At 56.5% G+C, this 12,082-nt stretch carries 7 protein-coding genes; 3 read left to right on the forward strand and 4 right to left on the reverse strand.

Going from position 1 to position 12,082, the window contains the following annotated elements:
- Positions 1-17: 17 nt before the first annotated feature.
- The 3 genes from IEW06_RS17135 to IEW06_RS17145 all read right to left on the reverse strand — a co-directional run bounded on the left by IEW06_RS17135 (position 18) and on the right by IEW06_RS17145 (position 4,579).
- Positions 18-1,343, reverse strand: coding sequence for a sugar porter family MFS transporter (locus IEW06_RS17135; protein WP_188548638.1), 1,326 nt, complete (start codon positions 1,341-1,343; stop codon positions 18-20).
- Positions 1,344-1,533: 190 nt separating this feature from the next.
- A complete protein-coding gene (locus IEW06_RS17140; RefSeq protein WP_188548639.1) occupies positions 1,534-4,329 on the reverse strand; it encodes a hybrid sensor histidine kinase/response regulator transcription factor in 2,796 nt (931 codons plus the stop codon).
- Positions 4,330-4,435: 106 nt separating this feature from the next.
- The gene (locus tag IEW06_RS17145; RefSeq protein ID WP_187731630.1) at positions 4,436-4,579 is read right to left on the reverse strand and encodes a hypothetical protein; all 144 of its coding nucleotides are present in this window, start codon (positions 4,577-4,579) and stop codon (positions 4,436-4,438) included.
- Positions 4,580-4,657: 78 nt separating this feature from the next.
- Here IEW06_RS17145 and IEW06_RS17150 point away from each other — a divergent pair, with 78 nt between their 5' ends.
- Positions 4,658-6,835, forward strand: coding sequence for a bifunctional alpha,alpha-trehalose-phosphate synthase (UDP-forming)/trehalose-phosphatase (locus IEW06_RS17150; protein WP_188548640.1), 2,178 nt, complete (start codon positions 4,658-4,660; stop codon positions 6,833-6,835).
- A gap of 87 nt (positions 6,836-6,922) precedes the next feature.
- Here the strand turns inward: IEW06_RS17150 and IEW06_RS17155 are convergent, their stop codons facing one another.
- The gene (locus tag IEW06_RS17155; protein WP_187731629.1) at positions 6,923-8,707 is read right to left on the reverse strand and encodes a glycoside hydrolase family 15 protein; all 1,785 of its coding nucleotides are present in this window, start codon (positions 8,705-8,707) and stop codon (positions 6,923-6,925) included.
- 231 nt (positions 8,708-8,938) lie between these two features.
- Between IEW06_RS17155 and IEW06_RS17160 the strand changes: the two genes are divergently transcribed.
- Together IEW06_RS17160 and IEW06_RS17165 are read left to right on the forward strand one after the other, a co-directional pair.
- Positions 8,939-9,640 carry a TVP38/TMEM64 family protein gene (locus IEW06_RS17160; RefSeq protein WP_188548641.1) on the forward strand — a complete coding sequence of 234 codons (702 nt, stop codon included), beginning with the start codon at positions 8,939-8,941 and terminating at the stop codon, positions 9,638-9,640.
- Between the two features lie 210 nt (positions 9,641-9,850).
- Positions 9,851-12,016, forward strand: a complete 2,166-nt coding sequence (locus IEW06_RS17165; protein ID WP_188548642.1) for a hypothetical protein — start codon at positions 9,851-9,853, stop codon at positions 12,014-12,016.
- Positions 12,017-12,082: the final 66 nt, after the last annotated feature.

The raw sequence follows: 12,082 nt of genomic DNA on the forward strand, positions 1-12,082 counted from the left end.
TGTCTTTGAATAGACTCTTAGTGGATCACCAAGATCTTTTCGACTTGCTCCAGGCTCGTGCCTTTGGTTTCGGGCATGAAGCGCCACACGAAGATTAATTGCAGCACCATCATCAGGCAGAAAAACAGGAAGGTGTGGCCCCCGCCTAGGTGCTCGGCGAAATAAGGGAAGGTGAAGGCGATGATGGTCGCCATAATCCAGTGTGTGGAGCTACCGAGCGCTTGCCCTTTGGCGCGCACACTGTTGGGGAAGATTTCGGAGATAAACACCCAGATAACAGCCCCCTGCGAGAAGGCGAAAAAGGCGATGTACACGAACAGGAGGATAGGTACCGTGAAGCCCGTAAACTGCTCGGTGTAGAAGGAACGGGCTACCAAACCGAGCGTGACAATCAGGCCGAACGAGCCAATGAGCATGAGTTTACGCCGGCCAAAACGGTCGATGAAGTTCATGGCCAGCAGCGTAAAGGCGAAGTTGATCAGCCCCAGGCCCGCCGACGAAAGCAGCGCCGAGTTGGTGCCCAAACCCGTCATTTCAAAGATGCGGGGGGCATAATACAGGATGGCGTTGATGCCAGACACTTGGTTGAAGACGGCGAACAGCACTGCCAGCATCACCGGGCTCATGTGCTTGCGGGTAAAGAGCGACTCGCCGCCCGCGCCTTCCTGCGCCTGTGAGGTCAGGATCGCCGTGACGTCGCTGTCAAATGAGGTGGGGTTGATGATGCGCAGAATCTCGCGGCCTTCTTCTACCCGCCCCTTCTTGGTGATCAGCCAACGGGGGCTTTCGGGCACGCGGAAGAGCAGAAGTAAAAACGCGGCGGCCGGGAACACCTGTACGCCAAGCATCCAGCGCCAGGCCGCGTCGCCGCTGCCGGCCAGCAGGTAATTGGAGAGATAAGCAATCAGGATTCCGAAGACGATGTTGAACTGAAACAGCGCCACCATGCGACCCCGCGAGGCGGCCGGCGAAATCTCAGAAATGTAGAGCGGCGCCGTGACGGAGGAGGCCCCCACGCCCAGCCCACCGAGGAAGCGGAAGATTAGAAAAGGCACCCAACTCGGCGCCAATGCCGCGCCCAAAGCCGAGATGAAATAGAGGACCGCAATCCAAATCAGCGTCTTGCGGCGACCTAGCCTATCGGAAGGAATGCCCCCCAGCAAGGCGCCGAGCACCGTACCTATAAGCGCAATAGATATGGTGAACCCGTGCTCGAAAGCGGTGAGTTGCCAGAGCTGCTGAATCGCTTTTTCCGCGCCGGATATAACGGCCGTATCAAAGCCAAACAAAAAGCCCCCCAGGGCAATGACAATGGACCAGAAGAATACTTTGCTGTTTTTCACGACCGTTTTTTTTTCTTCAAAATTCGGTCGTGGAGGCTGCCTAAGCGTGCTCTATTATTCCAAAGTCTTCCATTTTTGATACAACGTTTACGTAATACTTAAAGGTGTTATAATCAACCATTTAACTATTGAACCCGCTTCATTTTTAAAGCTAAAGTTTCGCTCATGATACCTGACTTTCGAATTTGATTCAGCTTTGGGGCGTCACGTGCAAGGCCTTGAACTCGGAAGGCGAAATCTGGTACTTGGCTTTGAAGGCGGTGGAGAAATAGGAGGGTGAAGAGAAGCCAGTTTGGTAGGCTACTTCGGCAATAGTCAGGCTATCATCGAGCAAAATCTGCCGGGCTTTGGTCAGGCGGATGCCCTGAATAAAGTCGGTGACGCCGGTGCCCAGCAGGGCCTTCACCTTGCGGTAGAGCTGCACCCGCGAGATGCCCAAGCTGCGCGCCACATCCTCCACGCTCAGATCGGTGCGAGTAAGGTTGGCCTCCACGATGGCGGTGAGTTCAGCCAGGAATTTCTGGTCGACACGCTGAGGCGCTACGGTGGCGGTGTCCACTGACAACTCGCGGCGGAAGTGCTCGCGCAGGTGGGCTCGGTTGGCCAGCAAAGTCCGGATGCTTTCCAGCAGGAAGGTTGGGTTGAAAGGCTTGGTCAGGTATAGGTCGGCGCCCGACTGCACCCCTTCCAGCTGCTGCTCAGGCGCGTTGCGGGCCGTGAGCATAACCACCGGAATATGAGAGGTGCGCCAATCGGCGCGCAGTTGCGTCACTACTTCCAAGCCGGTGAGGCCGGGCAACATTACATCGCACACAATAAGGTCAGGGATGGTTTCGGCGGCTAGGCGCAAGCCCGTATCGCCATCAGCCGCCGATGACACCTGGAAGTGCGGCGCTAGTTTCTGAACGACAAAGTCGCGCACATCCTCATTATCCTCAATCACCAATATCAAGGATTCGCTTGCGGAAATAGGCGTGGGCGCTGGTTCTTCTTTCGATCTGGGGGGCATTTCGTCCTCCTGAGCGAAGCTGGCGGGCAGGGCCGAATAGGGCGTATCGCTCCGAAGGGCCACCGGCAACTCCAGGGGCAGTGTCACGACAAATGTGCTGCCTTGCCCCGGCTGGCTGGTAAACGATAGTTGCCCTTGGTGCAGGCGCACAAGGCCCATGGCCAACGCCAGCCCCATACCCGAGCCTTTGGCGGCCGGCTGGTGCCCTTGGTAAAACCACTCAAAGATGTGTTCCCGGTCTTGCTCCGAGATTCCGCAGCCCGTGTCCTCTACACTCACGCGCACGGTGTTGTCGGTGGGTACGCGCTGGATGCTGACCGTAATCTGGCCCCGGTCGGGGGTGAATTTCAGGGCGTTGGATAACAGGTTGAAGAAAACCTTATCCAGAATATTAACATCAAACCACAGGGGAAGAACCGGCTCAGAGGGCAGAAAACGAAGCAGTATGCCGCGCTGCCTCGCCGACTTCTCAAATACGTCCATAATCTCGCGCACGAAGGCCACAATATTGCCCTCCGACGCCCGCACGGGCATTTTTCCGACCTCGATTTTTCGGAAATCCATGAGCTGATTCACCAATTGCAGCAACCGCTGAGTGTTGCGGTGAACCAGCGTTAAGTCGTGGCGCTGCCCGGCCGATAAATCGGCGCTGGCGGTCAGCATTTCTTCTACCGGGCCCAGAATGAGGGTGAGCGGCGTGCGCAGCTCATGGGAGAAGTTGGTAAAGAAGCGGAGCTTGGCTTCCGTCTCGATGCGGGCTTGCTCGGCCAACTCGGCTATCTGGTTGCGCTGGGAGCTGATTTCCTCATTTTGCCTTTCTAATCGCTTGATCAGGCGGCGGTTTACCTGAAAAGCCCGCCACGCCACCAAGCCTAATATGGCAGCCCCCAGCAGCGCCGCGAGCAGGATATATAGTACGGTGCGCTGGCTGGCGTAGGTATCGCGCTGCTGTTGCAGAAGCTGCTGCTGACGCTGAATATCCTGCTGCTGGCTGGTCAGCTTTTCGGTCTGCATCTTCATAGTCAGCGCGTTGGTCGAGTCGATGACCATGGTGCCGAGCATGTTTTCCTTTTCGTACGGCTGCCCTTTGATAATTTTCATGGCCGTCCGAATGGCCTCCTCCCCACCCGGCGAATAGAGAATAGTGGCCGCCAGGATGCCATCCTGCACGAACTGAATGCCGCCGTGCGGACCGGGCAGACCATCTACGCCCACCACCTTAATGCGGCGGTCGAGGCCCAGCTGCTTACACACCTGGTAGGCGCCCAGGGCCATACGGTCGTTGTGGGCAAAAATCAGATCGACTTCGGGGTGAGCTTTGAGTAAGGCAGGAAGGTTCTGCATCACGGAGGGCCGCTTCCAGTCGCCGTGCATCTGCGCTACCAAGCGCATGCCGGGGTACGCGGCCAGCGTTTCGGCGAAGCCTTTGTGGCGGTCGAGGGCAGGCGAAGCGCCAGATGCGCCCTTGATTTCCAACACGTTGCCTCGCTGCCGCAGCAGCGTGCTGATGTAGTTGGCCGCCGTCTGGCCTACTTCCACATTATTGCCCCCCACATACGCCGTATACAGCTTGGAAGTGGTGCGGCGGTCGAGAATTACGACCGGAATACCCCGGTTGAACACTTCTTCCACAATGGGCGTAATGGGCTCCGCCTCATTGGCCGACACGATGAGCAGGTCAATATCCTCTTGCAGGAATTCCTGAATCTGCTGGCGCTGGAGGGTGCTGTTGTCGTGGGCGTCTTTCATTTTGAACTCCACTTCGGGGTGAAAGCTCAGCTCCTTCTTCATGCCAGCCAGCATGGCCTGCCGCCACGCGTCGCCGTTGGTACACTGCGAGAACCCAATCTTGACCCGATCAGCGGGAGCCGGCTCAGCGCAGCCGCTCAGCAAAACGAATACGAGCAGCCAAAGCACCGTGCCTCCCAGGCAAGAGGCCAAGCGCTCATTCCATCGTTTTGAGAAATTAATAATCATTCGAGCGGGTGGGCTGGGTGGCGTGGAGTAATCAAAGATGCAGATACCTGAGGAAAGATTTGGTATTGTTCGGCTGGCGCGGCGCCTTTCCCGACTGACTTCTCCCCTAGCCGCACACCGTGACGCACTTTATTGGCAGAAAGCCCATTGATTGCAACTCTCTATCCGACTGTCCGCCGCCAGGTGCCGACTGGGGAGCTTTTTTGGCATTCTCGCTGGTTACCGCCCCGATTTGGGCGCGTTGCTTCACGGTTTGATTACAAACACTTTCGCCGAAACGGTTCTTTTTACCGTAAGAAAACCTATTTGTGTACGAAGTGAATACCCTATGTCCCGAACGATTATCGTTTCTAACCGCCTACCAACTAAAGTATTACGCAGTGAAGAGGGCCTGTCTTTTTCCCCCAGCGAAGGGGGCTTAGCCACCGGCTTGGGCTCTATTTATCGGGCTGATAATAACGTTTGGGTGGGCTGGCCCGGCATCTCTGTCGACGAAGAAGAAGAACAGGAAGTGCGCGAAAAGCTCCGCGCCGACAGCATGCGACCCGTATTTCTGACGGAAAGTGAAATCCGGGATTTTTACGAAGGCTTCAGCAACGAAACGCTCTGGCCGACCTTCCATTATTTTGCCCAGTACGCCATCTACGACCAATCGCACTGGGATGCGTACGTGGCCGTGAATGAGAAATTCTGCCGCGCCGTGCTGGAGCTGGCTGGCCCCGATGATACCATTTGGGTGCACGATTATCAGCTGCTGCTGTTGCCGCAGATGCTACGGAAAGCTCGGCCCAAAAGCAGCATTGGCTTCTTTTTGCACATTCCATTTCCCTCCTACGAGCTGATTCGGGTGCTGCCCTGGCGGCGCCAACTGCTGGAAGGTATGCTGGGGGCCGATTTGATTGGCTTTCATACCTACGGCTACATGCGTCACTTCCTGAGCTCGGTGTCGCAGTTGCTGGGCTACCAAAGCCAGAACGGACTGGTGGAAGTGGGCACGCGCAGTGTGCTGGTTGACGCCTTCCCGATGGGCATCGATCAGGCCAAATACGCGGAGGTGGCGCAGTCGGAGGAGGCCCGCAAGCACGAGCAAACCTACCGCGACGCGCTCCGCAACGAGCGCATTATCCTGTCCATCGACCGCCTCGACTATACCAAAGGCATTGCCCAGCGGCTGCGGGCCTACGAGCTGTTGCTGCAAACCTACCCCGAGTGGCGCGAGCGGGCGACGCTGCTGATGGTGGTGGTGCCCTCCCGCGACCAGGTGGATCAATATAAGGAGCTGAAAGAGGAAATTGACGAGCTGGTAGGCCGCATCAACAGCATGTACCGTACTATTTCCTGGAATCCGATTCAGTATTTCTACCGCTCCTTTCCTATTGAGGAGTTGTCGGCTTTGTATCGGATGGCCGAAGTGGCGCTGGTTACGCCGATGCGTGACGGCATGAATTTGGTAGCTAAAGAATTTATAGCCAGCAAGATTGATAACCCCGGGGTCCTTATTCTGAGTGAGCGCGCCGGAGCCGCCCGCGAGTTATCAGATGCAATCATCATCAACCCCACCGACACCAACCAGCTGGCCGAGGCCATGCACGAGGCGCTGATGATGCCTGAGGACGAACAGCGGCAACGCATGGGCGCCATGCAGGCGCTGGTAAAGAAGTATAACATTCACCACTGGGTAAATCTATTCATGGACCGCCTCACCTACAGCAAGTTAAAACAAGAAACCTTGGCTACTACCACACTAAATGCAGATGAGCTGCAGCGCATGACCAGCGAATACCAAAATGCCTCCCAGCGGCTTTTATTTCTGGATTATGATGGCACGCTGTCGGGTTTCAACTCCAACCCCCAACTGGCTGGTCCCGATCAGGAGCTGCTTATGCTGCTAGCCGAGCTGAGCGCCGATAAGCGCAACCGGGTAGTTATCGTGAGTGGCCGCGACCGGGCTACCTTGGAGAAATGGCTCGGCCATTTGCCCCTCGACTTCATTGTGGAACACGGGGTGTGGCTGCGGGCGCTGGGCGAAGAGTGGACCATGCTGCGGCCGCTTACCAACGACTGGATGCACGAAATTCGGCCTATTCTCGACCTGCATGTAAGCCGCACGGCGGGCTCCTTTGTAGAGGAAAAAGAATACTCGCTGGTGTGGCACTACCGACGCGCCGACATAGAGCTTGGCGAAGTACGGGCGCGTGAGCTGACCAGCCATCTGCACTTTTTGGCCTCCAACAGCGACCTGCAAGTGATGGAAGGCAATAAGGTGGTGGAAGTAAAAAGCGCCGGCGTAAACAAAGGCGCGGGGGCCGCACGCTGGCTTGCCAGCTACCCCGCCGACTTTATCATCGCCATCGGCGACGACCGTACCGATGAGGATACCTTTGGTGCTATGCCCTCCCACGCCTACACCGTAAAAGTAGGCAGCACCCACCGCTCCCTGGCCCGCTTCCACCTTGATACCCACCACGATGTACGGCGCGTGTTACGGGCTTTGGTAGAGGCGTAGCCTAGCTTTATATGATTACAAAAAAGCCCCCCGAATGTATTCCGGGGGGCTTTTTTAGTTTAAACAAGTCAGAGGCTTGTGTAAGTGTTACACAAAGTTCGGCTGGTCCAGCTTTTTGGCAATACGATAAGCTGCATTCACTAAACCTACGTGGCTATAAGCCTGTGGGAAATTGCCCCACTGCGAACCGGTGCGCGCATCCACATCTTCCGAGAGCAAGCCCAGATGGTTGGTGTACGTCAGTAGTGACTCGAACTCGCGAATGGCGTCATCTACGCGGCCTACGCAGGCCAGAGCTTCCACGTACCAGAAAGAGCAGATGAGGAAGGTGGTTTCGGGTGTGCCGAAGTCGTCGGCGTGGCGGTAGCGGTAGAAGAGGCCTTCGGGCGTTTTCAGCTCCTTTTCCAGCTCTATGAGGTGGGTTTTGGCAACTTCTGAGGCTGGGTCGAGGTAGCCCATCATGATGAGCTGCATAGTGCTGGCATCGAGGTGGGGCGAGCCGATGGCGTTGGTGTACACCCCGCGCTTGGTATCAAAGCATTCTTCGATTTTTTGACTTGCTTCCTCTATGAGGCGCGTCGCCAGAGCTTCCATCTCAGGGTTTCTTAGGCGGCGGGCTACGTGACGCGCGGCGTGCGCACCGGCCCAATGGAAGAGGTAAGTATAGCTGTGATACTGCGCCAGCGTTCTGAATTCCCACAAACCAGCGTCGGGCATATTCATGGTTTTGTCGATCATGCGCAGCGCGTCGTAGATCAGCTTTTGCGAGTCAGTCCGCTCACCATCGATAAAGCGGCGGTCGACATAGAGCGGCAGCAAGGCCACTAGCACCTGCCCATACACGTCGTTCTGAATGTGCGTGTAAGCGTCGTTGCCAATGCGTACGGGCTTATTGCCGAGGTATCCTTCCAGATCCAGCTCACGCTCAATCAGTTCTGTGCCGCCGCTAATGCTGTAGAGCGGCTGATACTTTTCTTTAACCTTCGTGGAAATGTTGGCGATGTAGTGGAAATACTGCTCCATCTCCTCAAAGTGACCAATGTTGTTGAAGGCCGTGAGGATGTAGTACGTATCACGCATCCAGCAGAAGCGGTAATCCCAGTTGCGGGTGCTGCCGGGCGCCTCGGGCAAGCTAGTGGTGCTAGCCGCAATAATAGCCCCCGTATCCTCGTACTGGTGAATTTTGAGCGCCAGCGCCGACCGGATAACGGCCTCCTGATAGAAGCTGCTGATGCTGGTACTTTTCACCCATTTCTGCCAGTACTGCACCGTGCTGCGCAAAAACCGCTCGGCGGTGCTTTCCAACGGGGCTTCCAATGGTGCTCCATAGGTGAGCACCAAGTATTTTGGCTCGTTGAGCACAAAAAACTCCTCATCCAAGATATAGGTCAGGGGAATATTAGTGGTAAGACGAATTTCCTCCTCCAAGCCCAGAAAGGCGATATGGTTGGAGCTACGCCGACGGCTCAGAGGCAGCTCACCGTAGTTACCCACCGGCGAGCAAACCACCTTCACCCGGGGCGTGCCCGATAGCGGCTCTATCTTCCGAATCAGCATCAGGGGCTTGTAATAGCGGTCGTACTGCGGGAAGCGGGGGGCAAAATCCGTGACCCGGTAGCGCCCGTCCTCGTTCTCGATTTCAGTGCAGAGTACGTTGGTATTTTCCTGGTAGAACTGGTGCGAGCTAAACTCTTCGGTGGACGGCTTGATGCTGAACTCGCCGCCTTTGCGCGTATCGAGCAGGCTGCCAAACACGAAGCTGCTATCAAAGCGGGGCCAGCAAAGCCAGGAAATAGAAGTGTCTTGTTTTACCAAGGCTAGAAAGGCGCAGTTGCCAATCACGCCCATATCGTAGGTGTGCTTTGTCGTCATGGAGAGGGGAATAGGTGATGAAAGCGGCTCAAAGGCATGTTAGACGCCACTCAGCAGTAGTGTACCTTATTGGCGCCGCTCAGGTTGCCGCCGACCGCGTGCAGGCAGTTCTGCGTAATGGCAGCTACGCTATGCTGAACCCACCCGAAAATCTATTTTTCACTGTGCTAAGCGATCTGCGATAAATCTTCAGCGTGCCATTTCCATCACCTCACAAACAGCTTTAAAGCCTTGAAAGACAACGCTTCCGCTCAACCTGCATCCAACCATGTACCCTTGTATGTATCGGCGGGGGCAATCGTCTTATTAGTGGGCTGTTATTTTTTGTGGCCGGCATTTCAAAACGCCATACGCGAAGCTTTCGATATTCTGACCAGCGGCGAGCGGCCGCGCATCGCTAAGTGGGTGCAGCAATTTGGTCCGTGGGGGCCAATCTGGCTGATATTAGCCTTCATCATCCAGATGTTTTTGGTAGTGATTAACGTGGTCCTGTTGATTCTAGTGGCTATTCTGGCGTATGGGCCGTGGTGGGGTTCGATGTGGTCCTTTGTGGGGGTAGTGGTGGCCTCGTCGGTGGGCTACGGGCTAGGGCACGTGCTGGGCTCAAACTTCGTGGGGGGCTTATTGGGCGAGAAAAACGAGAAGAAAGTGGTAGATCAGGTACAGCGCTATGGTATATGGGCCGTGGTTATTGCCCGCATCTCCCCCATCATCTCCAACGATGCTGTGAGCTTCGTGGCGGGCCTGGCACGCATGGGCTACCTAAAGTTCCTGATAGCTACCACGGGGGGCATTTTACCACTCATCGCGCTGCTGGCGTACTTGGGCGAAGAGAATGACCGCCTCAAAAGCGGGTTGCTGTGGGTATCGGGCGTGAGCCTGGTGCTGTTTGGCTGGTATGTGTGGTGGGACAAGCGCCGGCAAAAAGCTTAAAACAACGCTTCGAGGGTAAAATAGCACAGTCATTGTAGGGGCTTTTCCAGAACTGATTCATCCTACCGGATGCAGGCGGGAGAAGGCGGAAAAAACCGTTTTTTGCTTTCGCCAGACGCTTCTACCCTTCTACCTTTGTCCTGTTGTGGACTGCTTGGGTGGTTCGCGCTTCTGGCTTCCGGCTGCTCACTCTCTGACCTGAACCGCTCCGTGCGCATTCTTCCAGACTTCGGCCGCATTGTCGGCACCGCGTTTTTACTGTTGCCTTTCCTGGGAACCGGCTCTGCCGCTTTCGCGCAGGCGCCCCTGTTGCGTGAGGTGGTGCTGCACGTCGATACGGCCCGCTACCACCTTAGCCGTCAGGTAGTAACGGTCGAGAATGAGCCGCACCTGTATTTCTATTACCGCCAAGACGACGAGACGGCCGAGCTGCTGGTTTACCCCACCCAATTTGCCTCCCAGCGCCCGCTCCGCCTCCAGCGCTCCGCCGACTTTCAGCTCCTCGACTCGCTCACGGCCGTAGACAATGCCTTTTATCGGGCCAAAATCCGTTTCCGCGACCTGACTGCTACGCGCTTCCTCCGGCTCACTTTCACCCAGGATCCTGAAAACACGGGGGGCATTTTGCAGACGCAGTCGGTGAATGCATTGCCCGTTACGCGCACCACGCTGGCCTTCCGGCCTAACGATACGGAGCTGTATGTGGGGGAAGAAAAGGTGTTTGACCTGACCAGCAACAACCCCAAAAACGTGCGTGTGAGCACCGACTGGACCCGGGGCCAGGACATTGACTACCGGCTCAGTCAGCAGAATGGCACCTTGCGCCTGCATGTGCTGCCCAATGTGCCGGGCAACCGCACGCTGATGGTGCGGCCCCAGACGGAGCGGCCGTTTCTCATCGAAAATAACCGCCGCCTTAGCTACAGTCTGGCTCCGCTCCGTCAGGATTTCACGGTGAAGTCCAGCCGTTTGCGGTTTCTGAGCGTCGATAAAAAGGAGATTACGCTCAATGAAGCGTCGCGCCGGCAAGGCGTGGAAATTATACTGGACAATGGCCGCAGCTTCGACCTTAAGCGCACCTATCGCATTGAAGACCAGGAAGAACAGGGCGGACCATTGATTGCTGAGCTGGTGACCCGCAGCTACCTTTCCAACGACCGGGTGCTGTGCTGGCTGCGCGTGTACAACACCCACCGCCAAACCGATAGCTACCTCTACATCAAGGAAAATGACCAGCCCAAGTACCTCACCAACTTCAACGTGTCGCCCAAAACCAGCATTACAGGCGTGCAGGTGCGGCACCGCGGTGGCGACTGGACAGGCAATCAAACCGTGAATCCCGGCGAAACTGTGGACGTGCGCCTGGAGGGCGAATCGTTGCAGAAAGCGCGCTTCCACTTTGAGGATGTGCTGGTAGTGCCTTCCGATTCTTCCGTTCGCTCCGAGACGGCAGTGGTGTATCGGGTGCAGGTGCCTTTGAACATCGACAAGAAACGGCTGACCATTTTCAATGCTGGCCAACCAACGAGCCACGTTCTGAATGTGCGGGAGTTTCAGCGCCCCCACCCGCTCGACTTTGTAAGCGTAACCTTTGGCGAAGCACCCCGCCCCATCACCCGCCTCAACGGCCCCGTGCTCTACGACAAGTCCATCCGCGACGTGGTGTTTAGCTTCAACGCCGATGCCATCGACACCGACGCTCAGCTCTACGGCAAGCAATACCTGAGCTTCGAGATCCGGACTCTGAACAGCAAGGGCGAGTTGATTGAGATGCGCACCCTCGACAACGTCGTGATCTGTCCCGGCGAAAACTCCATCCGGGGGGCTTTTTATCAGGATAAGCAGTGCCAGGTGGGCAACCTTAGCCTCAACACCCACCTCAGCACCCGCAAAACCTACGACCTCGACGACTGGGCCCGCATTCAGATTACGGTGAAGCACGCCACGGATAAGTACTCGGAGCCCGGCTTCCAGCAGAAGCTCGACATCGTGCTTCAGCGCCGCGTAAAGTTCGATATCGACGTGAGCTTCCCGGCGGGCTTGCTGACTAAGCAGGTGAACAGCGACGTGCAGGGCGTAGGTACCTTCAACGGTATCAGTCTGGCTACACTGGCGCAGTTCAGCTTCTACAACCCCAACAAAATCAACAAGCTGCGCCCCTACAAGGTCGGTGCGGGCTTCGTGGCACTGAATGCCTTCAACCTCAACCCCGACGCCAACAGCGCCCGCAACCTGGGCATCGTGATTCTGGGCTCCGTTTACCCCACGCGCAGCGACGCCAAGCTTACTTTTCCGCTGTATCTGGGCGGCGGCTATCTGCTCAACGGCGGCAAGTTGTTCTTCCTGCTCGGGCCGGGTATCGGCATCCGGTTGTAAGTCTTGAGCATCAAAAAAGCCCCCCAGACATCCGTCTGGGGGGCTTTTTTGATGCTCAGGCGTGCT

Origin of the sequence: Hymenobacter qilianensis (genome assembly GCF_014638675.1) — a bacterium.
Taxonomy (GTDB): domain Bacteria; phylum Bacteroidota; class Bacteroidia; order Cytophagales; family Hymenobacteraceae; genus Hymenobacter; species Hymenobacter qilianensis.

Coding starts and splice junctions, on each gene's coding strand:
- IEW06_RS17140 (WP_188548639.1), bottom strand. CDS start 4,329: ATGATTATTAATTTCTCAAAACGATGGAATGAGCGCTTGGCCTCTTGC.
- IEW06_RS17150 (WP_188548640.1), top strand. CDS start 4,658: ATGTCCCGAACGATTATCGTTTCTAACCGCCTACCAACTAAAGTATTA.
- IEW06_RS17155 (WP_187731629.1), bottom strand. CDS start 8,707: ATGACGACAAAGCACACCTACGATATGGGCGTGATTGGCAACTGCGCC.